We start from the raw sequence: 25020 nt of genomic DNA, 5'->3' as shown, positions 1-25020 counted from the left end.
ATGAGACGCAAGCCCAAGGTTCCGCCCGCGCCCCTGCCGCAGCGGGACGGAGTGGACCCGGTACGGCTGAGGCTGCCCCCCGGCGGCCCCTGGACGACGGTCCGCGACCACCTCGTCGACCGGCTGCCCGCGGCGGGCCCCGGGACGATCGACGCCATGCTGCGCGAACGCCGGATCGTCGGCACCGACGGGCCGGTGGCCCCCGACGCCCCCTTCGTGCCCGGGGCGTTCGTCTGGTTCCACCGCGACCTGCCCGACGAGGTGCCCGTTCCGTTCTCCCTCGACGTCCTGCACCACGACGAGAACCTGGTGGTCGTGGACAAGCCGCACTTCCTGGCGACCACGCCCCGCGGCAGCCACGTCGCCGAGACGGCCCTGGCGCGGCTCCGCCGCGACCTGCGGATCCCGGAGCTCAGCCCCGCGCACCGCCTGGACCGGCTCACCGCCGGGCTGGCCATGTTCGTCGTGCGGCCCGAGCACCGCCGCGCCTACCAGATGCTCTTCCAGGAGCGGCGGGTCCGCAAGGAGTACCAGGCCGTCGCCCCGTTCGCCCCCGGCCTGGTCCTGCCGTGCACGGTGCGCAGCCGGATCGTCAAGGAGCGCGGCGTCATCGCCGCCCGGGAGGTCCCCGGCCCGCCCAACAGCGAGAGCCGGATCGAACTGGCCGAGCGGCGCGGCGGGCTCGGCCGCTACCGCCTGCTGCCCCTGACCGGCCGCACCCACCAGCTGCGCCTGCACATGAGCAGCCTCGGGGTCCCCCTGCTGGGGGATCCCGTCTACCCCGTCGTCACCGACCCCGCGCCGGACGACTTCGGCCGCCCCCTGCAGCTGCTGGCCGACGTGGTGGAGTTCACCGATCCGGTCACCGGGGAGCTCCGGCGCTTCGAGAGCCGCCGCACCCTGCAGGCCTGGTCCTCCTACGAGGGCTGGGCGGGCGGCGGTGCCGGCGGCCGGTCCGGGCCCTGACGGGCGCGCGGCGGGGGCCGCGGCGGGCCGAGTGGCGGGGCAGCGGCGGGGGCAGCGGCGGGGCCGGCTCGCGGTAATGGAACCGCAAAGCGGAGCCGGTCGTTACCGGTTGCATGAACCGGATGACACCGGGCTCGAACCTCCCGCTCCCCGTTCCCAGGGTGGTGGTGGACGTCACCGCCCCGCAGCGGCTGGACGTCTCGGGCCTCCTCCTCACCCCCGCCGGCAAGGTCCGCTCCGACGACGACTTCGTCTTCTACAACCAGCCGGCCGGCCCCGGTGTGAGCCACCGGGCCGGCGCGGGCGCCTCGCCCGACGCGATCGTGGTGGACACCGCGGCCGTGCCCGCCGACATCGACAAGGTCGTGGTCACGGCGAGCCTGGACGCCCCGGGCGCCACCTTCGCCGGCACGGAACCGACCGCGACCGTGCGCAACGCCGACGACGGGAGCGTCCTCGCCACCTTCACCCCGCCCCGGCTCGGCACCGAGACCGCGCTGGTGGTCGTCGAGGTGTACCGCCGGGCCGGGGCCTGGAAGGTGCGCGCGGTCGGCCAGGGGTACGCGAACGGCCTGGGCGGCATCGCCACCGACTTCGGGGTGAACGTCGAGGAGCCCTCCGCCCCCGCCGCCCCGCAGGCTCCGCCCGCGCCCCAGGCGCCGTCCGCCCCGCAGGCACCGCCCGCCCCGCAGGCACCCGCACCGCCCGCGCCGCCCACCGGGTTCGGGCCGCCGCCTCCTCCCGCGGCCCCCGCGGCCCCCGCGGCGCCCGCAGCCCCCGCGGTCGGGGGCAAGGTCAACCTGGACAAGGGCCGGGTCAGCCTGCAGAAGAACCAGACCGTCTCCCTGGTCAAGGGCGGCAGGCCGGTGCTCAGCACCGTCCGCATGGGACTGGGCTGGGAGCCGGCGTACCGGGGCAAGAACATCGACCTGGACGCCTCGGTCATCGCCTACGACGCACGGCGCAAGTCGCTGGGCAACGCCTACTTCGGCAAGCTGTCCATCCTCGGCGGCGCGATCCAGCACTCCGGCGACAACCTCACCGGTGAGGGCGCCGGGGACGACGAGGTGATCAGCGTCGACCTCGGCCGGCTCCCCGCCGAGGCCACCGGTCTGGTCTTCACCGTCAACTCCTTCTCCGGCCAGAGGTTCACCGACGTCGCCAAGGCCTACTGCCGCCTGTTCGACGCGGCGACCGGCGAGGAACTGGTCCGCTTCGACCTGACCAACGCCGAGCCGCGCACCGGCGTGCTGATGTGCAAGCTCGTCCGGCAGTTCTCCGGGGAGTGGGACATGACCGCCCTGGGCGAGTTCGTCGACGCCCGCACCGTGCGGGGCATGGTCAAACCCGGCGGCGCGGCGCTGTAGCCCCCGCCGGACCGGTGCGGCGGCCCGGGGCGCGGTGGCGTCCCGGGCCGCGTCGGGTCCGGACGCGGGCGCGGGCCCCGGTACGGGCCCGGGCACGGGATCGGTCCCGACGGCGGGCGGGCGTCAGTCGACGAGTCCCAGGCCGGCGGCGCGGACCCCGGCCTCGAAGCGGCTCTCTCGGGCCCGGTCCCGACGGCGGGCGGGCGTCAGTCGACGAGTCCCAGGCCGGCGGCGCGGACCCCGGCCTCGAAGCGGCTCTCCGCGCCCAGTTTCTCCATCAACTGGGTCAGCATCCGCCGCAGCGTCCGCTCGGAGCAGCCGAGCCGGCGGGCGATGCTCTCGTCCTTGGCCCCGGTGGCGAGGAGGGTGAGCACCTCGCGCTCCTGCGGCGAGTACTCCCCGTCCGCGTCCGCCGGGCCGGCGCGGACCGGGTACGGGCGCGCGGCGGCCCAGTTGTGCTCGAAGACGCGCGTGAAGCACGTGGCCACCAGGTGGCTGTGCAGGATCACGTCGCCGCCGGAGCCGTGCGCGTCCCCCTCCAGCGACATGACGGTCAGGGAGCGGTCGACGACGCTCAGGTAGAGCGGCAGGGAGGCCGTGACGCGGACCTCGGCCCCGGCCTCGGCGAGCGTGCCCAGGTAGCGGGCCGCGCCCGGCCGCCGCACGGCGCCGGCGGAGACCAGCATCCTCAGATCGACCCCGCGCCCCAGCATCTCCAGGTCGGCCCCCAGGCTCGCGTCGAGGACCTCCGGCTCCGGGAAGGAGCTGCGCATGGCCAGGTACTCCTCGCGGCTGAGCGCGTCGACGTCCTCGAGCCGCTTGCGCAGCCGGCCCCGGTCCTCGAAGAACTCCACGTGCACGGCCTCCCGGCCGCCCAGCCGGTTCAGGGCGAGCAGGCCGACGACGTCGTCGAGCGCGTGGATGTTCTGCTCCAGCAGTGCGACCGCCGAACGCAGTTGCCGCTCCTGGTCGCCCAGCAGCGTCCGCAGCGCCCGCTCGGGGGAGCTGAGCGCGGTGCCGTCGGCGCCGATCAGCCGGTGCTCGGCCAGCCAGTCGCGCACCCGGGCCGACGTCCCGTCGGGTACCGCGAACTCCCTTCCCCCGCGCGGGTTCCCGGCCCGCCGCACCGCTGCGGCGTAGACGGCGCGCGCCTGCGCCCCGGCCTCCTCGCGGGCCGTGTCGTCCCGGGGTGCTTCTCCGCGGGGCGCTTCTCCGCGGGGCGCTTCTCCGCGGGGCGGTCCGCCGGACACCGGCGGCCCTCCTCGCTGGTCGGAGGGGCCGTCAGCGGGACGGCCCTGCTCGGCAGGCATGTGCCAGACCATACGTTCGGCGCACTGCGGTTTTCCAGTGATTGAACCCCGGCCGTACGGCCGAGGCGCTGACCGCGATCGGCCACGCCCGATCCGGCCATGGCCAAGGCCTCCCGCGAACCTGTTACCGGCGTTAGCTTTTCGTCCCGTCCCGGTGGCGCCCGGCGGTCCTGCCGCGGAAGCCCCCACACGCCGGTCGCGACCGGGGCACCGGACCCGCGCGTGCATCGCGAGGCACGCGTGCGGTCCCCCGGTCCGCGTGTTCCCGCCAGGTCCGCGTGCTCCCGCCAGGGGCGTGTGCGCCACCAGGCGTCCGGACCGTTGTCCGTCCCCACCCGCAGGTCCCGGCACCGGTCCTTCGACCGGTGTCCGGGAGGGCTGCCCGCACGCGGCGGCGCCCGCCCTGCACAGCCCCCTCCTGCCCCCGCAGAACCGGGCGCCCGGTACCGCCCGGGCGTCCGGCACCCCACGAAAGGTTCGTCCCCACGATGAAGCGTTTCCGGATCGCAGCCCTGCTCCTGGCCGCCCCGACGGCCCTGATACCGGCCGCCGGCACGGCGTCCGCCGCCGAGGCCGCCACCCCGGTCGTCGCGGTCCAGAAGGCCGAGGCCGGCCAGGCCGTGAAGGGCAACTACATCGTCACCCTCAAGTCCGGCGTGGAGGCCGAGGACCTGACGGAGGCGAAGGACCTCTCGCCCCGCCACGTCTACTCCGAGGTGCTCAACGGCTTCGCCGCGAAGCTGACGGACGGCCAGCTGAAGTCGCTGCAGCGCGACTCCGCCGTCCTGGCCATCGAGGAGGACCAGAAGGTCACCGCCTCGGCCACCCAGTACAGCGCCACCTGGGGCCTGGACCGGATCGACCAGCGCAACCTGCCGCTGAGCGGCAGCTACACCTACAACCGCAACGGCGCGGGGGTGACGGCCTACATCATCGACACCGGCCTGGACACCTACCACTCCGAGTTCGGCGGCCGCGCCCGCAACGTCTTCGACGCCTTCGGCGGCAACGGCCAGGACTGCAACGGGCACGGCACCCACGTCGGCGGCACCGTCGGCGGCAGCACCCACGGCGTCGCCAAGGGCGTGGCGCTGCGCGGCGTGAAGGTGCTCGACTGCCAGGGCAGCGGCTCCTACTCGGGCATCATCGCCGGCTTCGACTGGGTGCGGCAGAACGCGGTGAAGCCCGCGGTGGCCAACGCCTCACTGGGCGGCGGCTACTCCTCCGCGGTGAACAACGCGGCCACCAACCTGGCCAACTCCGGCGTGCACCTGTCCGTCGCGGCCGGCAACGACAACCAGGACGCCTGCAACTACTCCCCGGCGAGCGCCCCGGGCGCCCTGAGCGTGGCCGCCTCCGACAGCGGCGACCGCAAGGCGTCGTTCAGCAACTACGGCAGCTGCACGGACCTCTACGCCCCCGGCGTGTCCATCACCTCCGCCCGCATGGGCGGCGGCGCCACCGCGATGAGCGGCACCTCGATGGCCTCCCCGCACGTCGCCGGTGTCGCCGCGCTGTACAAGGCGAACTACGGCGACGCCTCCTCCTCGACCGTCAACAGCTGGATCGTCAACAACTCCACCACCTACGTGATCAGCGGCAACTACAGCGGCACGCCCAACCGCCTGCTGTTCAAGTCCGGCCTCTGACCCGCCCGCCGGGCGGCCCGCGGACAACGGCGTCCGCGGACCGCCCGGCCCCGTCGAACCGCCGTGCGGCCCGCGTCCTCTCTCTCACGCCTCCTGACGCGGGCCGCACGGCCGTCGCGCCGTCGGACGGGCGCCCCGGTGGGCCGGGCTCACCGGCCTCCGGGGGCGCCCCGGCCTCCGGCGCCGCGACGGCGCCAGGGGCCGGTGACCGCCAGCAGCAGGCCCGGCTGCTGGATGTTGGCGAACAGGGTGCGGCCGTCCGGGGAGAAGGCGACCCCGGCGAACTCGCTGTAACGAGGCTCCTCGGCGGTGCCGATGTTCACCTGGTTGCGGGCGATCGGGTAGGTGCGGCCGTCGGCGAGCGCGCCGAACAGGTGCTGGGCGCCGTCGCCGTCCTCGGCCAGGACCAGGCCCCCGTGCGGGGAGACGGTGATGTTGTCCGGGCCGTCCGGCCCCTCCCCCGCACCGCTGCCGAGCAGGACCTTCAGGGTGAGGGTGCGGCGCCGGGGGTCGTAGAACCAAACCTGGCCGTCGTGCGGGGTCCCCGGGCTCTCGGCGCGGGCGTAGGAGGAGACGACGTACACCCCGCCGTCGCCCCACCACATGCCCTCCAGCTTGCGGGCCCGGGTCACCTCGTCGCCGGTGAACTGCTTGCGCACCGGGACCTCGCGGGCGTCCCGGTCGGGCACGTCCACCCAGTCCACCCCGTAGACGGTGCCGGTGCGGTCCGCCCGGGAGAGGTCGTCGACGAACCGGCCGCCGGAGTCGAAGCACCTGAACGCCCGGAGCCGGCCGGCGTCGTCGGCCAGGGCCGCCAGCCGTCCGCGGCCGTGGCGGAAGCCGGCCGGGGGGTCCCAGCGGTAGAGCAGGCCGTTGGGCTTCGAGGCGTCCTCGGTCAGGTAGAGGTGGCCGCGCGAGGGGTCGACCACGACCGCCTCGTGCGCGTAACGCCCCAGGGCCTTGACCGGCTTCGGGAAGCGGTTGGCCCGCGGGTCGAGCGGGTCGACCTCGAAGACGTAGCCGTGGTCCTTGGTCATGCCGTTGGTGCCGGCCCGGTCCTCGGTCTCCTCGCAGGTCAGCCAGGTGCCCCAGGGGGTCGTGCCGCCCGCGCAGTTGGTGGAGGTGCCGGCGATGCCCACCCGCTCGCGGACCTCGCGGCCGTCCCGGGAGACCTCCACGACCGTGCACCCGCCCGAGGCCGCGGGGTCGTAGACCAGGTCCTCGGCCAGGGGCACCGGGTGCTCCCAGCGCGACCGGGGCCCGCCCAGCTCGTGGTTGTTGACCAGCAGCACCGAGCCGCGGGGGCCCTCGAAGGCGGCCGTCCCGTCGTGCCGGCCGGGCGTGGGCTCGCCCGACTCCAGCCGGGTGACGCCGGCCCGGGTGAGCACCCGGTAGGAGAAGCCGGCCGGCAGGGCGAGGACGCCCTCGGGGTCGTCGAGCAGGGGGCCGTGGCCGAGCCGCGGGCCGCTGCCGCCGTCCGGCCCGCCGTGCCCGTCCCCGCCGTCCGGGGCGCCGGCCGTCTCCGGCGGCGGGTCCGCGGCCAGCGCGCCGGGCGCCGTGGCCAGGACCTCGACGCTGCCGGCCAGCGCGACGCCGGCCCCGGCGATCGCCGACCCCCGGACGAGCTCTCTGCGGGACAGCGGCATGGTTGCCCTCCTGAAAGGTGCTTCTGCACAGGTGCTCCTGCGCCGGAAACCTGGCGCACACCCTGTCGGCAACCGGCAAACACCGGTTGAACCGTGCGCGTCCGGAAGGCAGCGGGCCGCCGATGGTTTCGGCCGCCGGGCGGGCCGGGCAGGCCGGGCGGGCGGGGGAGCAGCCGCAGGAGGTTCGAGCCGAGGGCCCGGGCCGGAAGGAGGCCCGGGCCTCGGAGGCTCAGTGCGCCCGGTGGCGGGAACGGGCGCGGAAGGCGGCCCTGCGCGCCTCCTTCGCCACGTCCCGGTCCGGGTGGAGCCGGCCCATCGCCTCCAGTACCTCGGCGGTGGCCGGGTGGTCGACCCGCCAGGCGGCGTTGAAGAAGCTCTCGTGACGCACCACCAGGTCACGGACCAGTTCCCGCAGCATGTGCTCGTCCTCCGCGCCCAGTTGCGCGGCGACGGTGTCGACGGTCAGCCACAGCACCGTCTCCTCCGTCGGGCCGGGCACACCGGCCGCACCGTGCTCGGCGAGCCAGACCCGGGCGAGGCCGCCGAGGTGCGGGTCGTCCAGCACCGCGCGCACCGCGGGCTCGGCCACCGGCCCCAGCATCGCGAGCACCTGCTGGCAGGACAGCCTGCGCAACGGGGCCTGCGGGTCGTCGCCGCGGGCGGCGTCCAGCAGCTGCTCCGCCGCCCCCGCCGGGGAGCGCCGGGCCAGCCACCGCGCGGTCTCGGTGCGGGCCGCCTCCTCGGGGTAGCGGGCGAGGACGGTCAGCAGGGCCGCGGCGTCCCGCTCCGCCGCGTCGCCCAGGGCCGGTGCGTCGTAGCCCGCGTCGAGGAGGCGGCGGCGCACCGCGTACACGCCGAGGGGGGTGAGGCGGACCGAGCCGTGGCGGGGGCCCGCGGGGCTGTGGTCGACCAGGCCGACGGCCGCGAGGGGCGCGAACAGGTCGTCCAGGCGCGCCATCACCGAGGTGAGCTCCTCCAGCACCTCGGGCGTGGGCTCGTCGGTGCCGTCCGGCACGACGAGCGAGGCGGCGAGCACCGGCAGGGGGACTGCCGCCGTGACACCGTCCACCGCGGGGCCGGTCGCCGCGGGGCCGTCCGCCGTGCCGGCGGGAGCGGGGGCGCCGGGCGGCCGGGGGCCGGTCGGAGCGGCCCCCGCCTCCCGCCGTCCGCCGGACGGTTCGAGGGCGGAGATGACGTAGAGGTTCTCCAGTGCGGCGTCCAGGAACGCCTGCGCGGAGGCGGGATCGTGCCCGGCCGCGCCCCCAACTGCGCTGCCGGACGGTGCGGCGGGCCCCTGCGGGTCAGGGCCGACGGTCCGGGCGACGACGTACCCGACGGCGTCCTGCCACAGGGACAGCACCTCGTCGGGGCTGCCGGTCTCGGCCTGCTCCAGGGCGGGCCCGGGGACCGCCCGGCCCCCGCCTCCCCGCCGGACCGTCCCCCCGGCGGGCCGCGTCCCGCCGTCGCCCGGCCGGCCCGCCCGCCCGTCGTCCGGCCGGTCCTCGACGACCTCGATGCCGGGGTCGACGTCGACCAGCCCCAGGTACCCGGCCAGGTCCCACGCCTCGTCGAGCTCCCCGGCCGCCGCGAGCGCCCCGGGCGCCTCCCGGCCGCCCTCCTCCGTGCAGCCGGAGGCGTCGGACACCGGGCCGGAGGCCGGGGCGCCGCCGGAGGCCGGGCCCAGTTCGGCCGCCGCCGCGCGGCGTTCCCCGGGTGCGAGGCCGCCGCGGTCGTCGACGGCGCGCCCTCCCTCCGTCCGGGTCCAGCGGGCCAGGCGGACGGCGGCGTCCAGCAGCGGGGTCTCCCGGGCCGCCGCGGCGAGCCGGGCGGCGGGCAGCAGGCGCACCGGGGGGAGGGTCGGTGTGGGGGCGGCCATGGCGGGAACTCTTCTCATCGGCAGAGCGCGGCTCTTCGCCGCGGATCGGGATGTGCGTCCCAGCGTAGTGCGGCCGACGCGGCGCGTGTTCCCGATCACTCCCGCCCGCCTTGACAGGTGCACCGCCAACCCAGGACATTGACGCGCGTAGAAACCCTGCGGCCACTTCCGGGCAACCCTGGAGCGCTACAACTCCCCCGGCAGGGCCCCGCACCAACCGATCCCACCACCGGGGAGGACCCGTGATCCGTCGTCGTCCGCTGCGCACCCCCGCAGCACTGGGCGCGCTCACCACCGCCGCGCTCGCCGCCGGCCTGCTGGCGGTCCCTCAGTCCGCGGCCGCCGCCGAGGTGCGCGTCCACGACATCCAGGGCAGCACCCGGCTCTCCCCGCTGGACGGACAGGCCGTGACGGAGGTCCCCGGCACGGTCACCGCGGTGCGCTCCTTCGGCTCCTCCCGCGGCTTCTGGATCCAGGACCCGAACCCGGACGCCGACCCGGCCACCAGCGAGGGCCTGTTCGTCTTCACCGGCTCCAAGACCCCCGCCGTGGCCGTCGGCGACTCGGTGCTGGTCTCCGGCAAGGTCTCCGAGTACTACCCGGGCGGTGCCGCGGGCGGCGGCCAGTCGCTGACCGAACTGACCGGCGCCTCCTGGACCGTGGTCTCCTCCGGCAACGACCTGCCCGAGGCCTTCGCCCTCAGGCCCTCCACCGTGCCCAACCGCTACGCGCCGCAGGCCGCCGACGGTGGGGACGGCAGCATCGAGGACCTGCCGCTGCGCCCCCGCTCCTACGCCCTGGACCTGTACGAGTCCCTGGAGGGCATGACCGTCCGGGTCCAGGACGCCCGGGTCGTCGGCCCGACCACCTCGCACGGCGAGGTGTGGGTGACCGCCGAGCCGAACCGCCACCGCACCGAGCGCGGCGGCACCCTGTACGGCTCCTACGACTCCCCCAACGGCGGGCGGATCAAGGTCGAGTCGCTGATCCCCTACGCGCAGCAGCCGTTCCCGCAGGCGGACGCCGGCGACGAGCTGACCGGCACCACCGCCGGCCCCCTCGACTACGACAACTACGGCGGCTACACCCTCACGGCCACCGTCATGGGCGAGTTGAAGGACAACGGCCTCGAGCGCGAGACCACGCGCCCCCAGCGCGAGGACGAACTGTCCGTCGCCACCTACAACGTGGAGAACCTGTCCCCGAAGACGCCGGCGGCCAAGTTCTCCCGCCTGGCCTCCGCCCTCGTGGACAACCTCGCCTCCCCCGACATCATCGCCCTGGAGGAGGTGCAGGACGGCAACGGCCCGACCAACGACTCCCTCGTCTCCGGCGAGGAGACCCTGAAGAAGCTGACCGCGGCGATATCCGCCGCCGGCGGGCCGTCCTACTCCTGGCGCGAGATCGCGCCGGAGGACGACCGGGACGGCGGGCAGCCCGGCGGCAACATCCGCGTCGCCTTCCTGTTCAACCCCGAGCGGGTCTCCTTCACCGACACCCCCGGCGGCGACGCGACCACCCCCGTGCGGGCCGTGGCGGGCGAGGACGGCAAGGCCGCCCTGTCCGCGTCCCCCGGCCGGATCGACCCGGCGAACCCCGCGTGGGAGGACAGCCGCAAGCCGCTCGCCGGCGAGTTCGTCTTCCGCGGCGAGACGGTCTTCGTCGTCGCCAACCACTTCAACTCCAAGGGCGGCGACCAGGGCCTGGACAGCCGCTTCCAGCCGCCCGCCCGCTCCTCGGAGACCCAGCGCGTCGCGCAGGCCGAGGCGGTCAACGCCTTCGTCGACTCCCTGCTCGCCGTCGACCGCAGGGCGAAGGTCGTGGTGGCCGGGGACCTCAACGACTTCTCCTTCTCCCCCGCCATGGACGCCCTCACCGAGGGCAACGTCCTGAAGAACCTGGCCGACACCCTGCCGAAGGACGAGCGCTACAGCTACGTCTACAACGGCAACTCCCAGGCGCTGGACCACATGCTGGTCAGCCGTGCGGTCTCCCGGTACGACTACGACATCGTCCACGTCAACGCCGAGTTCGCCGACCAGGCGTCCGACCACGACCCCCAGGTGCTGCGCATCCGCCCGTAGGCCCCGCCACCCGCAAGTCCCGTCACCCGTAGGCCCCGTCGCCGGGACGCCGGGACGCCGCACCGCCCGCACCGCGCACAGCGCAGGACGGGCGGTGCGGCGTCTTCCGCCCTGTGCTCGCACGCCGCTGCGCACCTCTCCGCGCGCGTCCGCCGCACCGCGCCCGGCCCGCGCCTCCGGCCGCCCCCTCCCCCGCGCACCGCCGCCCCGCACAAGGGGTAACCGTGCAACAACGGCACAACCGTGCCACACGGGGAAACGGGGAGTTTTTCGCATCATGTGCAACACCATGGACACCGGACCCGGCCGCGCCTTCGACGAGGCCTTCTGCGCCCTGCTGGCACGGCTGTACCGCAGGGCCGCAGCTCTCACCGGGCACCGGGGGACGGCCGGGGACATCGTCCACGACGCCTACCTCAAGCTGGCGGCCCGGCCCGACCGGCTCCTGGCCCATCCGGAGCCCTGCGCCTACGCCTTCTCCGCGCTGCTGAGCGTCGCACGCGACACCTGGCGGCGGGAGAGCAGGCTGGAACCGGTCGGCGCCTCCGCGCCCGGCCCGGGAGAACGCCGCTTCCCCCCGGCACGCGGACACGAGCCGGCACACGGCCCCGGCGGCTCCTGGGACGGCGGGGTGGAGCAGCGGATCGCCGAGCTGGAGACGCTGCGGCTGCTCGGCGGGCTCACCGCCCGGCAGGCGGCGGTGGTGGTCCTGGTCGACCTCTACGGCTACACCATCGACCAGGCGGCGGGGATCCTGTCCGTCCACCGGGGCACGGCGGCCCGCTCACGCGCCCGCGCCCTGGACAGGCTGCGCACCGCACTGGCCGCCCCCGGCCCCGCTGACCCAGGCCCCGCCGCGTCCGCACGGCGCGTCCCCCCGCAGCGCACCCCCCGGCAGCACGGGACGCCGCGGCCGAGGAGGACGGGACGGGGCCGGATCGAACCGGAGGGACCAATGATGTGACGCACGTCACATTCTCGCGCGTCATACGGGAGGCCCCTGTGATTCGTGTGCCGGGGGAACGGTCCGCACGACACTCCAGGAGTTCACGATGCACGCTCGTCAGATCCTCGCCGGAGCCCTCGCCGCCCTCGCCACGGGCACGGTCCTGGCCGCCGCACCGGCCGCCGCGGCCGCCCCGGCCCGGGCCGCCAACACCGAGGTCACCGCCTGGTACCACACCGGTGTCCACGCGCAGGCCACCGACGACAGCCGCAGGATCAGCTACGTCACCCCGAACGGCTCGTACTCGGCCATCTGCTGGACCTACGGCAAGAACATCAACCTGGCGGGCCGCACCAGCAACATCTGGGTCAAGCTCGACCGCACCTGGCCCCGGGAGAACGGCTACGTCTCCGCGATCGCCCTCACCGGGGACCGCTACGGCGGCGTGCGCAACAAGTGCTGACCCCGCCGGCGACGCGCTGCGCGTGCGCGTCCGCCGACGGCCCGCCGGCGCCGTCCGGGCCCACCGCCCGGGCGGCGCCGCCATGCATGGCCCGCCGACTTCGGGTAACGCGTCCGGAACAGGGCGCCGGAGGACGGGTGCCCCCGAGGAGAGCGGACCATGACGACACCGGACGACCGAGAAAACCGCCGCAGCACCCACCGCCCCGACCCCGCGTCCGGCCCTGCGGACGCCTCCGGGCCCGCGCCCGCGTCCGGCCCCGAGTCCGCCCCCGGCCCCGAGTCCGGCGCGGGCCCCGGCCCGGACCGGCAGGTGGAGGAGGCGGCCCCCGACGAGCTGAGCGACCTGCGGCCCCGCTCGTGGAAGGCGATCCTCAAGCGCACCGGCAAGGAGTTCCTCGACGACGGGCTCCCCGACCGCGCGGCCGCCCTCACCTACTACAGCGTCCTGTCGATCTTCCCCGCCCTGCTGGTCCTGGTCTCCCTGCTGGGCGTGGCCGGGGAGAAGGCGACGAAGACCATCCTGGACAACCTCCAGAAGCTCGCCCCGGGCAGCGCGCAGGACATCCTCAGGACCGGGGTCGAGGACCTGCAGAACAGCAGCGGCGCGGGCGGCCTGCTGGCCGTCGTCGGCCTGCTGGGCGCCCTGTGGTCGGCCTCCGGCTATGTGGCCGGGTTCATCCGGGCCGCGAACGAGGTCTACGACATCCCCGAGGGCCGGCCGGTGTGGAAGGTACTGCCGGTCCGGCTCGGGGTGACGCTGCTGATGATGGTCCTGCTTAGCGTCAGCGCGGCGATCGTGGTGTTCACCGGCGGGATCGCCCAGCGGGTCGGCGGGATGATCGGCCTGGGCGATGCCGCTCTGACCGTCTGGTCCATCGCCAAGTGGCCGGTGCTGGTGCTGCTGGTCGTGCTGATGATCGCGGTGCTGTACTGGGCGGCTCCGAACGCCAGGAACGACGCCGGTTTCCGCTGGCTGAGCCCCGGCGGCTTCCTCGCCGTGGTGCTGTGGGTGATCGCCTCCGCCGGCTTCGCCCTCTACGTCGGCAACTTCAGCTCGTACAACAAGACCTACGGCTCCATCGCAGGTGTGATCATCTTCCTGATCTGGCTGTGGCTGTCGAACCTCGCCATCCTCCTCGGCCTGGAGTTCGACGCCGAGATGGCCCGGGAACGCGCCATCGTCGGCGGCCTCCCGGAGGACGAGGAGCCCTACGTCGAGCCCCGCGACACCCGCAAGTGGCCCGCCTCCCTCAAGCGGCGCCGCCGCGCCCGCCTGCAGAAGGAGGAGGCGGCGCAGCAGTAGCGCCCCGGCGGTGGCGGGCCCGCCACCGTGCACGGCCGGGCGGCCGCACCCCGTGAAGGGTGCGGCCGCCCGGCCGTGAGCGGTCTCCGTGCGCCGCGGCGCCGCCGGCCGCAACGCCGCCGGCCGCGGCGGGAGCACGGCGGACGGCCGACCGCCCCCGTCAGTCGTTGCTGTGCAGGGCCTCGTTCAGGCCGCCCCAGGAGCCGGAGCGCTGCAGCGCCTCGACCGCGCCGGTGGTGGAGTTGCGGCGGAAGAGCAGGTTGCTCGCGCCGGAGAGCTCCAGCGCCTTGACGACCTGGCCGTCGGGCAGGGTCACCCGGGTGCCGGCGGTGACGTACAGGCCGGCCTCGACGATCGAGTCGTCGCCGAGCGAGATGCCGATGCCGGCCTCGGCGCCGAGCAGGCAGCGCTCGCCGATGGAGATGGTCTGCTTGCCGCCGCCGGACAGGGTGCCCATGATCGAGGCGCCGCCGCCGATGTCGCTGCCGTCGCCGACGACGACGCCCGCGCTGATCCGGCCCTCGACCATGGAGGAGCCGAGGGTCCCGGCGTTGAAGTTGACGAAGCCCTCGTGCATCACGGTGGTGCCGGAGGCCAGGTGGGCGCCGAGCCGGACGCGGTCCGCGTCGGCGATCCGCACGCCGGACGGGGCGACGTAGTCGGTCATCCGCGGGAACTTGTCGATGCTGGTCACCGACAACTGCAGGCCCTCGGCACGGGCGGCGAGCCGCACCCGCTCGACCTCGGCGACCGGCACCGGGCCCAGGTTGGTCCAGGCGACGTTGGCCAGCAGGCCGAAGATGCCGTCGAGGTTCTGGCCGTGCGGGCGCACCAGGCGGTGGCTGAGCAGGTGCAGGCGCAGGTAGGCGTCGTGCGCGTCGAGCGGCTTGTCCTCCAGGGAGGAGACGACGGTGCGCACGGCGACGACCTCCACGCCGCGGCGCGGGTCGGGGCCCAGCGCCTTCGGGGCGGCCTCGCCGAGGAGTTCGGCGGCGCGCTCGGCGGTGAGCCGCTCGGTACCGGCCGGGCCGGGGTCGGCCACGAGCTCGGGGGCGGGGAACCAGGTGTCCAGGACCGTGCCGTCCTCGGCGACGGTGGCGAGCCCGGCGGCAACGGCGCCGGTGGGGCGGGGTGCAGAGTTCTCGGTCACGGACCGAACGCTAGCCGGACGGCCGCCCGCAGTGCCAACCGGGCGGCCGCGCCGGACAGACCTGCGGGGACAGCGGGGCCCGTGCGGCAGGACGCCCCGTGCACGGCGGGTGCACGGGGCGTCCTGGTGGAGCGGGGTTCCGGGGCTCGCGGCGGCCCGGAGAAGCGCCGGAGCCGGGGCTCAGACGTTGAAGCCGAGGGCGCGGAGCTGTTCGCGGCCCTCGTCGGTGATCTTGTCCGGGCCCCACGGCGGCATCCAGACCCAGTTGATCCGCAGGTCGGCGACGATGCCGTCGGTGGCGGAGCGGGCCTGGTCCTCGATGACGTCGGTCAGCGGGCAGGCCGCCGAGGTCAGCGTCATGTCGACGGTGGCGACGTTGGAGTCGTCGATGTGTACCCCGTAGACCAGGCCGAGGTTGACCACGTCGATGCCCAGCTCGGGGTCGACGACGTCGTAGAGGGCCTCGCGGAGCTCCTCCTCGGTGGCGACGGAGGTGCCGGTGGCCGCCGCCGCGGCGGGCTCCGCCGCCTCGGCCGCGCCTGCCGCCTCCGGCTCGCGGACCTGCTCCTGCGTGGTGTTCTCGGTCGTCATGCCGTCTCCTTCTCGGACAGGGCCTTCGCGGTCGCGTCCTTCCACGCCATCCAGCTCAGCAGGGCGCACTTGACCCGGGCCGGGTACTTCGAGACGCCGGCGAACGCCACGGCGTCCTCCAGCACGTCCTCGTCGGGCTCGGCCTGCCCCTTGGACTGCATGAGCTCCAGGAACGCCTCCTGGATCCGCACGGCGTCGTCCAGCTCGCGGCCGACCAGCAGCTCGTTGAGTACCGAGGCGCTGGCCTGGCTGATCGAGCAGCCCTGGCCCTCGTAGCTGACGTCGGCGACCTTCCCGCCGTCCAGCCGCACCCGCAGGGTGATCTCGTCACCGCACGTGGGGTTGACGTGGTGCACCTCGGCGTCGCCGTCGCGCAGGCCCTTGCCGTGGGGGTTCTTGTAGTGGTCCAGGATGATGTCCTGGTACATCGAGTCCAGCTTCACGGTTGCCTCAGCGCCCCCGTCACCCGAAGAAATTCCGCACGTGCTCGAGGCCGTCGACGAGCGCGTCGACCTCGGCGGGCGTGGAGTACAGGTAGAACGACGCCCGCGTGGTGGCCGGGATGCCGTAGCGCAGGCAGACCGGCCGGGCGCAGTGGTGCCCGACGCGCACGGCGATGCCCTGCTCGTCGAGGACCTGGCCCACGTCGTGCGGGTGGATGTCGCCGAGGGTGAAGGAGATCGCCGCGCCGCGGTCCTCGGCCGTGGCCGGTCCGATGATCCGCAGGTCGGGCACCTCCTTCAGGCGCCGCACCGCGTACTCGGTGATCGCGTGCTCGTGGCGGGCGATGCGCTCCATGCCGATCGACGTCAGGTAGTCCACGGCCGCGCCCAGCCCGACCGCCTGGGCGATCGGCGGGGTGCCGGCCTCGAACTTGTGCGGCGCCGGGGCGTAGGTGGAGGAGCTCATCGAGACGGTCTCGATCATCTCGCCGCCGCCGAGGAAGGGCGGCAGGTCCTCCAGCAGCTCCTGGCGGCCCCACAGCACGCCGATGCCGGTCGGCCCGCACATCTTGTGGCCGGTGAAGGCCACGAAGTCGGCCTGCAGCGCCTGGACGTCCAGCACCATGTGCGGGGCGGCCTGGGAGGCGTCGACCACCACCAGGGCGCCGACCTCCTGGGCCCGCCGCACGATCTGCTCGACCGGGTTGACGGTGCCCATGATGTTGGAGACCAGGGTGAAGGAGACGACCTTGGTCCGCTCGGTGATGACGCGGTCGATCTCGGACAGGTCGAGCCTGCCCTCGTCGGTCAGGCCGAACCACTTCAGCTGCGCGCCGGTGCGCTGCGCCAGCAGCTGCCACGGAACGATGTTGGAGTGGTGCTCCATCTCGGTGATGACGATCTCGGTGTCCCGGTCGACCCGGTACGGCTCGTCCGCCCAGCCGAGCATGTTGGCCACGAGGTTCAGCGACTCGGAGGCGTTCTTCGTGAAGATCACCTCGTCGCGGCTGGGGGCGTTGACGAACGCGGCGACCTTGTCGCGCGCGCCCTCGTACAGCGCCGTGGCCTCCTCCGCGAGCACGTGGACACCGCGGTGGACGTTGGCGTTGTGGCGCTCGTAGTACTCGTTCAGTGCGTCGAGCACCTGGCGGGGCTTCTGGGAGGTCGCCGCGTTGTCCAGGTAGACGAGCTTGTGTCCTTCGTGGACCTGGCGGTCCAGGACGGGGAAGTCCTTGCGGATCGCCTCGGTGTCGAGGAGGCCCGGGAGGAGGCCCGGCAGCTGTGTCACGCGGAAGCGCCACCCTTCACGTACGACTCGTAGCCCTCGGCCTCGAGCTTGTCGGCCAGCTCCGGGCCGCCGGACTCGGCGATGCGGCCGGCCGCGAACACGTGCACGTGGTCGGGCTTGATGTAGCGCAGGATGCGCGTGTAGTGGGTGATCAGCAGGGTGCCGACCTCCCCGGTCTCCCGGACCCGGTTGACGCCCTCGGAGACGACGCGCAGGGCGTCGACGTCCAGGCCGGAGTCGGTCTCGTCAAGGACGGCGATCTTCGGCTTGAGGAGCTCCAGCTGGAGGATCTCGTGCCGCTTCTTCTCACCGCCGGAGAAGCCCTCGTTGACGTTGCGCTCGGCGAAGGCCGGGTCCATCTGGAGGCGCGCCATGGCCTCCTTGACCTCCTTGACCCAGGTGCGCAGCTTCGGGGCCTCGCCGCGCACGGCGGTGGCGGAGGTGCGCAGGAAGTTGGAGACCGAGACGCCGGGGACCTCGACCGGGTACTGCATGGCCAGGAAGAGGCCGGCGCGGGCCCGCTCGTCGACGGACATCGCCAGGACGTCCTCGCCGTCGAGGGTGACGGTGCCGCCGGTGACCGTGTACTTGGGGTGGCCGGCCAGCGAGTAGGCCAGGGTGGACTTGCCGGAGCCGTTGGGCCCCATGATGGCGTGGGTCTCGCCCTGCTTCACGGTCAGGTCGACGCCTCGCAGGATCTCCCGGGGGCCGTTCTCGGCCTCGACGGAGACGTGCAGGTCGTGGATCTCAAGCGTTGCCATGGGGTGCTCAGGACTCCTGGGTGACGGAGACGAGGACCTCGTCCCCTTCGATCTTGACGGGGTAGACGGGGACGGGGCGCACGGCCGGCGGGCCGGACGGCTTGCCGGTGCGCAGGTCGAAGCGGGAGCCGTGCAGCCAGCACTCGATGGCGCAGTCCTCCACCTCGCCCTCAGAGAGGGAGACGTTCGCGTGCGAGCAGATGTCGTTGATCGCGAACACCTCGCCCTGCGTGCGCACGAGGGAGACCGGGACGGACCCGATCTCGACCCGCTTGGGGGTGTCGTCCTCGAGCTCGCTCAGGGAGCAGGCGCGGACGAAGCCGGATTCACTCATGCGACGGACGCCTCCAGTTCCGCGTCGACCTTGGCGAGCAGGCGCTCCTCGACCTCGGGGATCCCGATCTGCTGGAGCAGTTCGGCGAAGAAGCCGCGCACGACCAGGCGGCGGGCCTCCTCGGCGGGGACGCCGCGGGACATCAGGTAGAACAGCTGCTCGTCGTCGAAGCGGCCGGTGGCGCTGGCGTGGCCGGCGCCGACGATCTCGCCGGTCTCGATCTCCAGGTTGGGGACCGAGTCGACCCGCGCCCCGTCGGACAGGACGAGGTTGCGGTTGAGCTCGTAGGTGTCGGTGCCCTCGGCGGCGGCGCGGATGAGGACGTCGCCGATCCACACCGCGTGGGCGCCCTCGCCCTGCAGCGCGCCCTTGTAGGCGACGTTGCTGCGGCAGTGCGGGGTGTCGTGGTCGACGGTGAGGCGGTGCTCGTGGTGCTGGCCGTCGTCGGTGAAGTACAGGCCGTACAGCTCGGCCTCGCCGCCGGGGGCCGCGTAGCGCACGCGCGGCTGCAGGCGGACCAGGTCGCCGCCGAAGGTGACGACCACGGACTTGAACTTCGCGTCGCGGCCGACCAGGGCGTTGTGCTGGGCGGCGTGGACGGCGGTGTCGTCCCAGTCCTGCACGGAGACCACGGTCAGCTTCGCGCCGTCGCCGAGGACGTACTCGACGTTGGCGGCCAGGACGGCGCCGCCGGTGTGGTCCAGGACGACGACGGCCTCGGCGAAGGCGCCGACCTCGACCAGCAGGTGGGCGAAGGCCGTGCCGCCCTCGCCGTGGACGGCGACGCGGACCGGCCCGGTCAGCACCGTGTCCTTGGCGACCGAGACGACGGTGGCCTTCTCGAAGGAGGAGTACGCCTGGGCGGCGACCCGGTCGACGGGCTTGCCGGAGCGGCCCAGGCGCGGGTCGTCGCGGTCCACGGTCTCGACGGTGACACCCTCGGGGGCCTCCACCGCGACCTTGACGCCGCCGGTCGCGGCGGCGGTGCCGTCGTGCAGGCCGCGCAGGCGCTCCAGCGGGGTGAAGCGCCACTCCTCCTCGCGGCCGTGCGGCACGGGGAAGTCGGCCACGTCGTAGGACGCGATCGCGCTGACCCGCGCGTCGATCGGCTGGGTGCGGCCGGTACCGGGGCCGGCCAGGGGGGCGCCCGCTCCTGCGGTGCCCACCTGGACCGAGCCGGCGGTGGTGGAGCCCGCCGGGGTGTTGACGTCAGCAGCCATGGCTGTCGTAGTGCTCGCTTCCTGGTTCAGCGGTACGGGTTCGTCGGGCGGGGTGCGGCGTCAGCCGACGGCCCCCTCCATCTGGAGCTCGATCAGCCGGTTGAGCTCCAGGGCGTACTCCATGGGGAGCTCGCGGGCGATCGGCTCGACGAAGCCGCGCACGATCATGGCCATGGCCTCGTCCTCGCTCAGGCCGCGGGACATCAGGTAGAAGAGCTGGTCCTCGCTGACCTTGGAGACCGTCGCCTCGTGGCCCATGGACACGTCGTCCTCGCGGACGTCGATGTAGGGGTAGGTGTCCGAGCGGGAGATCGTGTCCACCAGCAGCGCGTCGCACAGCACGTTGGACTTGGAGCCGTGGGCGCCCTCGGCGATCTCCAGCAGCCCGCGGTAGGAGGTGCGGCCGCCGCCGCGCGCCACCGACTTGGAGACGATGTTGGACTTGGTGTTCGGCGCCATGTGGACCATCTTGGCGCCGGCGTCCTGGTGCTGGCCCTCGCCGGAGAAGGCGATGGACAGGGTCTCGCCGGTGGCGTGCTCGCCCATCAGGTAGATGGCCGGGTACTTCATGGTCACCTTGGAGCCGATGTTGCCGTCGACCCACTCCATGGTGGCGCCCTCGTAGGCCACGGCGCGCTTGGTCACCAGGTTGTAGACGTTGTTCGACCAGTTCTGGATGGTCGTGTAGCGGCAGCGCGCGTTCTTCTTGACGATGATCTCCACGACCGCCGAGTGCAGCGAGTCGGAGGAGTAGATCGGCGCGGTGCAGCCCTCGACGTAGTGCACGTAGGCGCCCTCGTCGACGATGATCAGGGTCCGCTCGAACTGGCCCATGTTCTCGGTGTTGATCCGGAAGTAGGCCTGGAGCGGGATGTCCACGTGCACGCCCGGCGGCACGTAGATGAAGGAGCCGCCGGACCACACGGCGGTGTTCAGCGCGGCGAACTTGTTGTCGCCGGCCGGGATGACCGTGCCGAAGTACTCCTGGAAGAGCTCCGGGTGCTCCTTGAGCGCGGTGTCGGTGTCCAGGAACAGCACGCCCTGCTCCTCCAGGTCCTCGCGGATCTGGTGGTAGACGACCTCCGACTCGTACTGGGCGGCGACACCGGCGACCAGGCGCTGCTTCTCCGCCTCCGGGATGCCCAGCTTGTCGTAGGTGTTCTTGATGTCCTCGGGCAGGTCCTCCCAGGACTCGGCCTGCTTCTCGGTGGACCGCACGAAGTACTTGATGTTGTCGAAGTCGATGCCCGACAGGTCCGAGCCCCAGGTCGGCATGGGCTTCTTGTCGAACAGCCGCAGGCCCTTCAACCGCGTCTTCAGCATCCACTCCGGCTCGGACTTCTTCGACGAGATGTCACGGACGACGGCCTCGGACAGACCGCGCTGGGCGCTGGCACCCGCGACGTCGGGGTCGGCCCAGCCGTACTCGTACTTGCCCAGACCCTCGAGCTCCGGGTGAGCGGTCGTGGTCATGCGGGGTTCCTCCCGGCCGTACTTGCAGATGATGGATCGCGGTCGATCGACTGCGGAACGAACGTCGTGCACACCCCGTCGCCGTGGGCGATCGTGGCCAGACGCTGGACGTGGGTCCCCAGCAGGCTGGAGAAGACCTCGGTCTCCGCCTCGCACAGCTGCGGGAACTGCTCGGCGGCGTGCGCCACCGGGCAGTGGTGCTGGCAGAGCTGCTGGCCCTGGGAACCGGGAGCGCTGCGCGCCGTGGCAGCGTACCCGTCCGCGGTCAGCGCCTCGGCGAGAGCTCTGGCCCGGTCCTGCGGGGCTGCCGCCTCCACGGCGGGGCGGTAGCGCTCCGCCTGGGCGGCGACCCGGGCGCGGGCGAAGGCGGCGACCGCCGCCTGCCCCGTGCCGCCCCCGCCGGCGGACTGCGCGATCCAGCGCAGGGCGTCGGCGGCGAGCTGGTCGTAGGCCTGGTAGAAGGCGTCGCGCCCGCAGTCGGTCAGCGCGAACACCTTCGCCGGGCGGCCCCGGCCGCGGTTGCCGTAGACCCGCTTCTCGCGGGGTTCGACGATCCCCTCGGCCACCAGCGCGTCGAGGTGCCGGCGGACCGCGGCGGCCGTCAGGTCGAGCCGTTCGGCCAGGTCCGCCGCCGTCGACGGGCCGTGGTCGAGAATCGAGCGGGCCACCCGGTTGCGGGTGCCTCGCCCTTCCTCGAGAACCTCGTCGGCGTTTTTCACAACACCATTGTTGCGTAATTCACCGGGGACGGACAAGCGAGGTCCGCCTCACCCCCGGTGGATTCCGTCACTAAGGCAGACCTAACCTTGACCGGGGGGTTTGCCGGCGGGCACGTGGCGCGCGCCTTCCGTCGGCCCCGCTCGCCCGCGAGGCCCGCCGGGCTTCGTAGACTCCGGGACATGCAGAACTCACCCGCGGTCGAGGTCGTCGGCCTGGTCAAACGGTACGGCGCGAAAACCGCCGTCGACGGGCTCGACCTGCAGGTCGCCCGCGGCACCCTCACCGCCGTGCTCGGCCCCAACGGCGCGGGCAAGACCACCACGATCGAGACCTGCGAGGGCTACCGGCGCCCCGACGCCGGCACCGTGCGCGTCCTGGGCCTGGACCCGGTCGCCGACGCCGGGCGGCTGCGGCCCCGGATCGGCGTGATGCTCCAGTCCGGCGGCATTTACTCGAGCGCGCGCGCCGAGGAGATGCTGCGGCACACCGCGAAGCTGCACGCCCACCCCGTCGACCCCGCGTTGCTGGTCGAGCGGCTGGGCCTGGGCTCGTGCGGCCGCACCCCCTACCGGCGGCTGTCCGGCGGCCAGCAGCAGCGGCTCTCCCTGGCCATGGCGGTCGTCGGCCGCCCCGAGCTGGTCTTCCTCGACGAGCCCACCGCCGGACTGGACCCGCAGGCCCGGCACGCCACCTGGGAGCTGGTGCGCGAGCTGCGCGCCGACGGCGTCACCGTGGTGCTGACCACGCACTCCATGCAGGAGGCCGAGGAGCTGGCCGACGACGTGGCCATCATCGACGGCGGCCGGGTCATCGCCCACGGCAGCCCCGAGGAGCTGTGCCGCGGCGGCGCCGAGGACACCCTGCGGTTCTCCGGCCGGCCGGGCCTGGACCTGGACTCGCTGCTCAAGGCCCTGCCCCCCGGCTCGGCCGCGAGCGAGACCGGCCCCGGCAACTACCGCGTGGAGGGGGAGGTGAACCCGCAGATGCTGGCCACCGTCACCTCCTGGTGCGCCCAGCACAGCGTGATGCCCGAGCGCATCGCGGTGGAGCGGCGCACCCTGGAGGACGTCTTCCTGGACCTGACCGGCAAGGAGCTGCGCGCATGACCGCCACGGGCACTTTCACCCCCCGGCCGGGCGCGGCCCCGATCGGCCGGATGATCGCGGCGCAGACCGCCTTCGAGACCAGGATCCTGCTGCGCAACGGCGAGCAGCTGCTGCTGACGGTGGTCATCCCCGCGCTGCTGCTGGTGCTGTTCTCCTCGGTCCCGGTGGTGGACACCGGGACCGGGTCCCGGGTGGACTTCCTCGCCCCGGGCGTCCTGGCCCTGGCGGTGATGTCCACGGCCTTCACCGGGCAGGCCATCGCCACCGGTTTCGAGCGCCGCTACGGCGTGCTGAAGCGGCTGGGCGCCTCCCCCCTGCCGCGCTGGGCCCTGATGACCGCCAAGACCGGGGCGGTGCTGCTCACCGAGGCCCTGCAGGTGACGCTGCTGACGGTGATCGCCCTCGCGCTGGGCTGGTCCCCGCAGGGCAGCCCGCTCACCGTGGCGGCCCTGCTGCTGCTGGGCACCGCGGCCTTCTCCGGACTGGGCCTGCTGATGGCCGGAACCCTCCGGGCGGAGGCGACGCTGGCCGCCGCCAACCTGGTCTTCCTGCTGCTGCTGATCGGCGGCGGGGTGGTCGTGCCGCTGGACCGCTTCCCCGACGGGGCGGCCGCCGTGCTGGGGCTGCTGCCGATCTCGGCCCTCTCCGAGGGGCTGCGGGACGTGCTGCAGGACGGCGCGGGGGTGCCGTGGCAGCAGCTGGGGATCCTGGCGGTGTGGGCGGTGCTGGGCCTGGGGGCCGCGGCCCGCTTCTTCAAGTGGGAGTAGGCGGGGGCCGGCGCCCGACCCCTCGTGAACGGATGCACAAGCACCCGCTTACGATGGTCGTGTGCCGAACACGCTCAATCCCCTCGAACTGATCGCCCGCCGCTGGCAGCCCTCCGCGAGGTTCGTGCGGGGTGCCGCACTGGCCACGGTGGTGATGGCCGTGCTCATCGTCGTCACCGGCGGCGCCGTGCGGCTGACCGAATCCGGCCTGGGCTGCCCGACCTGGCCCAGGTGCACCGCCGACAGCCTGGCCCCGACCGCCGAGATGGGCGTGCACGGCGTCATCGAGTTCGGCAACCGCCTGCTGACCTACGTGCTGTGCGCGTTCGTGGGCCTGGCGATCGTCGCCGCGCGCTCCCGCGCCCCCTGGCGGCACAGCCTGACCCGGCTGGGCTGGTACCAGTTCTGGCTCATCGCGGCCAACGGGATCGTCGGCGGGATCACCGTGCTGACCGGGCTGAACCCCTACATCGTCAGCGCCCACTTCCTGCTGTCGACCGCGCTGCTGACGGTGGCGACGGTGATGTGGCACCGCTCCCGCGAGGGCGACGGCCCGGCCCGCGGCCTGGCCCCGCGGCCGGTGCGGCAGCTGGCGTGGCTGCTGGTGGGGGCGACCGGCGTGCTGACCGTGCTGGGCACCGTGGTGACCGGCGCGGGCCCGCACGCGGGCGACGCGAACAGGGTGCACCGCATCCCGATCGACTGGGAGAAGATCACCCAGCTGCACGTCGACTTCGTCTTCCTCGTGCTGGGCCTGTCGGTGGCGCTGTGGTTCGTCCTGCGCGCGGTCGGCGCCCCGGCGGCCCCCCGGGCCCGCACCAGGGACCTGCTGGTCGTCCTGGTGGCCCAGGGCGCGATCGGCTACGTGCAGTACTTCACCGGGCTGCCCGAGCTGGTCGTCGGCGCCCACATGCTCGGCTCGTGCCTGGTGTGGATCGCCGTGCTGCGGGTGGCGCTGTCCCTGCGGGAGCACCCGGAGCTCCCGGCGGCCGGGGAGGCGTCCGGGGAGCCGGAGGCGCCGGAGCAGCAGGCCCCGGTGCCGGCGGGCGTCTGAGCCCGGGAACACTCGAAGGCCCCGGCGGCCGGCTGCGGATCCGCAGCCGGCCGCCGGGGCCTTCGTCCTCTTCCCGTCCGGCCCCGTCCGGGCCCCGTCCGGGTCAGTCGTTGGACGGGCCGCCCACCTGGATGCCGGCCATGCGCGACCACTCGTAGCGGCCGGTGCGCACCCTGGCCGCCATCTCCCCGCCGAAATCCTCGTGCACGGTGATGCCGGCGATCTCCACGGCGCGCTGCGCGATCTCGTACGAGGGGGCCACCAGGTTGCCCCACTCGCCGTTGCTGCCGACCAGGGCGACGCGTGTGACGCCCCGGCCGATGTGCGCCAGCTGGCCCTCCGCGCCACCGCCGTGCCCCTTGGCGAAGGCGTCGATCTGGTGGGCGAGGCGCTTGGCCTTCTTCTCGGCGCGGGCGTCCCGGCCGGTCTCCTCAGCCTGCTTGGTCTCCATGGCCACCGATGCTACCGGCGGGTACTCGAACAGGCGACGGGCGGTCCGCG

The 25020-nt window shown here is 73.8% G+C and carries 23 protein-coding genes; 10 read left to right on the top strand and 13 right to left on the bottom strand.

Annotated elements, in window-relative coordinates:
- A complete protein-coding gene (locus GQS52_RS21680; RefSeq protein WP_182315017.1) occupies positions 1-966 on the top strand; it encodes a pseudouridine synthase in 966 nt (321 codons plus the stop codon).
- Positions 967-1088: 122 nt separating this feature from the next.
- Complete coding sequence (locus GQS52_RS21675; protein WP_182315016.1) at positions 1089-2333, top strand: TerD family protein; 1245 nt, start codon at positions 1089-1091, stop codon at positions 2331-2333.
- Between the two features lie 206 nt (positions 2334-2539).
- On the opposite strand, the gene GQS52_RS21670 is transcribed toward GQS52_RS21675, so the two are convergent.
- Positions 2540-3643 carry a LuxR C-terminal-related transcriptional regulator gene (locus GQS52_RS21670; RefSeq protein ID WP_182315015.1) on the bottom strand — a complete coding sequence of 368 codons (1104 nt, stop codon included), beginning with the start codon at positions 3641-3643 and terminating at the stop codon, positions 2540-2542.
- Between the two features lie 488 nt (positions 3644-4131).
- On the opposite strand from GQS52_RS21670, the gene GQS52_RS21665 reads away from it, so the two are divergent.
- Positions 4132-5292, top strand: coding sequence for a S8 family peptidase (locus GQS52_RS21665; protein ID WP_182315014.1), 1161 nt, complete (start codon positions 4132-4134; stop codon positions 5290-5292).
- A gap of 149 nt (positions 5293-5441) precedes the next feature.
- On the opposite strand, the gene GQS52_RS21660 is transcribed toward GQS52_RS21665, so the two are convergent.
- Both GQS52_RS21660 and GQS52_RS21655 read right to left on the bottom strand, forming a co-directional pair.
- Entirely contained in the window at positions 5442-6938 is a 1497-nt protein-coding gene (locus GQS52_RS21660) for an alkaline phosphatase PhoX (RefSeq protein ID WP_182315013.1), read from the bottom strand.
- 229 nt (positions 6939-7167) lie between these two features.
- Positions 7168-8814, bottom strand: a complete 1647-nt coding sequence (locus GQS52_RS21655) for a hypothetical protein (protein ID WP_182315012.1) — start codon at positions 8812-8814, stop codon at positions 7168-7170.
- Between the two features lie 242 nt (positions 8815-9056).
- Here GQS52_RS21655 and GQS52_RS21650 point away from each other — a divergent pair, with 242 nt between their 5' ends.
- The 4 genes from GQS52_RS21650 to GQS52_RS21635 all read left to right on the top strand — a co-directional run bounded on the left by GQS52_RS21650 (position 9057) and on the right by GQS52_RS21635 (position 13612).
- Positions 9057-10898, top strand: coding sequence for an endonuclease/exonuclease/phosphatase family protein (locus GQS52_RS21650; RefSeq protein WP_182315011.1), 1842 nt, complete (start codon positions 9057-9059; stop codon positions 10896-10898).
- A 289-nt stretch (positions 10899-11187) separates the two neighbouring features.
- On the top strand, positions 11188-11862 hold the full coding sequence (locus tag GQS52_RS21645) for an RNA polymerase sigma factor (protein WP_182315010.1): 675 nt from the start codon (positions 11188-11190) through the stop codon (positions 11860-11862).
- Between the two features lie 88 nt (positions 11863-11950).
- The gene (locus GQS52_RS21640; RefSeq protein WP_182315009.1) at positions 11951-12307 is read left to right on the top strand and encodes an SH3 domain-containing protein; all 357 of its coding nucleotides are present in this window, start codon (positions 11951-11953) and stop codon (positions 12305-12307) included.
- 159 nt (positions 12308-12466) lie between these two features.
- Complete coding sequence (locus tag GQS52_RS21635; protein ID WP_182315008.1) at positions 12467-13612, top strand: YihY/virulence factor BrkB family protein; 1146 nt, start codon at positions 12467-12469, stop codon at positions 13610-13612.
- Between the two features lie 160 nt (positions 13613-13772).
- On the opposite strand, the gene dapD is transcribed toward GQS52_RS21635, so the two are convergent.
- The 9 genes from dapD to GQS52_RS21590 all read right to left on the bottom strand — a co-directional run bounded on the left by dapD (position 13773) and on the right by GQS52_RS21590 (position 21591).
- Positions 13773-14762, bottom strand: coding sequence for a 2,3,4,5-tetrahydropyridine-2,6-dicarboxylate N-succinyltransferase (gene dapD, locus GQS52_RS21630; protein ID WP_182315007.1), 990 nt, complete (start codon positions 14760-14762; stop codon positions 13773-13775).
- A 180-nt stretch (positions 14763-14942) separates the two neighbouring features.
- Positions 14943-15353, bottom strand: a complete 411-nt coding sequence (locus tag GQS52_RS21625) for a metal-sulfur cluster assembly factor (RefSeq protein WP_182315006.1) — start codon at positions 15351-15353, stop codon at positions 14943-14945.
- Positions 15350-15796: a Fe-S cluster assembly sulfur transfer protein SufU gene (gene sufU, locus GQS52_RS21620; protein ID WP_182315005.1), complete on the bottom strand. Its 447-nt coding sequence runs from the start codon at positions 15794-15796 to the stop codon at positions 15350-15352. Before sufU ends, GQS52_RS21625 begins: the two co-directional genes overlap by 4 nt.
- 19 nt (positions 15797-15815) lie before the next feature.
- Positions 15816-17075 carry a cysteine desulfurase gene (locus GQS52_RS21615; RefSeq protein ID WP_182316626.1) on the bottom strand — a complete coding sequence of 420 codons (1260 nt, stop codon included), beginning with the start codon at positions 17073-17075 and terminating at the stop codon, positions 15816-15818.
- 5 nt (positions 17076-17080) lie between these two features.
- Entirely contained in the window at positions 17081-17845 is a 765-nt protein-coding gene (sufC, locus tag GQS52_RS21610) for a Fe-S cluster assembly ATPase SufC (protein ID WP_182315004.1), read from the bottom strand.
- A 7-nt stretch (positions 17846-17852) separates the two neighbouring features.
- The gene (locus GQS52_RS21605) at positions 17853-18179 is read right to left on the bottom strand and encodes a non-heme iron oxygenase ferredoxin subunit (protein ID WP_182315003.1); all 327 of its coding nucleotides are present in this window, start codon (positions 18177-18179) and stop codon (positions 17853-17855) included.
- Positions 18176-19399, bottom strand: coding sequence for a Fe-S cluster assembly protein SufD (sufD, locus tag GQS52_RS21600; RefSeq protein ID WP_182315002.1), 1224 nt, complete (start codon positions 19397-19399; stop codon positions 18176-18178). The genes GQS52_RS21605 and sufD overlap by 4 nt, the downstream gene beginning before the upstream one ends.
- 60 nt (positions 19400-19459) lie before the next feature.
- Positions 19460-20872 (bottom strand): Fe-S cluster assembly protein SufB, encoded by a 1413-nt coding sequence (sufB, locus tag GQS52_RS21595; RefSeq protein ID WP_182315001.1) that lies wholly within the window; start codon positions 20870-20872, stop codon positions 19460-19462.
- Entirely contained in the window at positions 20869-21591 is a 723-nt protein-coding gene (locus GQS52_RS21590; RefSeq protein WP_259370902.1) for a helix-turn-helix domain-containing protein, read from the bottom strand. The genes sufB and GQS52_RS21590 overlap by 4 nt, the downstream gene beginning before the upstream one ends.
- 180 nt (positions 21592-21771) lie before the next feature.
- On the opposite strand from GQS52_RS21590, the gene GQS52_RS21585 reads away from it, so the two are divergent.
- The 3 genes from GQS52_RS21585 to GQS52_RS21575 all read left to right on the top strand — a co-directional run bounded on the left by GQS52_RS21585 (position 21772) and on the right by GQS52_RS21575 (position 24519).
- On the top strand, positions 21772-22698 hold the full coding sequence (locus tag GQS52_RS21585) for an ABC transporter ATP-binding protein (RefSeq protein WP_182314999.1): 927 nt from the start codon (positions 21772-21774) through the stop codon (positions 22696-22698).
- Complete coding sequence (locus tag GQS52_RS21580; protein WP_182314998.1) at positions 22695-23465, top strand: ABC transporter permease; 771 nt, start codon at positions 22695-22697, stop codon at positions 23463-23465. Before GQS52_RS21585 ends, GQS52_RS21580 begins: the two co-directional genes overlap by 4 nt.
- A gap of 61 nt (positions 23466-23526) precedes the next feature.
- Positions 23527-24519, top strand: a complete 993-nt coding sequence (locus GQS52_RS21575) for a COX15/CtaA family protein (protein ID WP_182314997.1) — start codon at positions 23527-23529, stop codon at positions 24517-24519.
- Between the two features lie 103 nt (positions 24520-24622).
- Here the strand turns inward: GQS52_RS21575 and GQS52_RS21570 are convergent, their stop codons facing one another.
- The gene (locus GQS52_RS21570) at positions 24623-24970 is read right to left on the bottom strand and encodes a hypothetical protein (protein ID WP_182316625.1); all 348 of its coding nucleotides are present in this window, start codon (positions 24968-24970) and stop codon (positions 24623-24625) included.
- Positions 24971-25020: the final 50 nt, after the last annotated feature.

The organism is Streptomyces sp. SCUT-3, assembly GCF_014083985.1.
Lineage (GTDB): Bacteria > Actinomycetota > Actinomycetes > Streptomycetales > Streptomycetaceae > Streptomyces_H > Streptomyces_H thermolineatus.
Note: the sequence above shows the minus strand (reverse complement) of the source record. Positions and strands in the feature narration are given on the sequence as shown.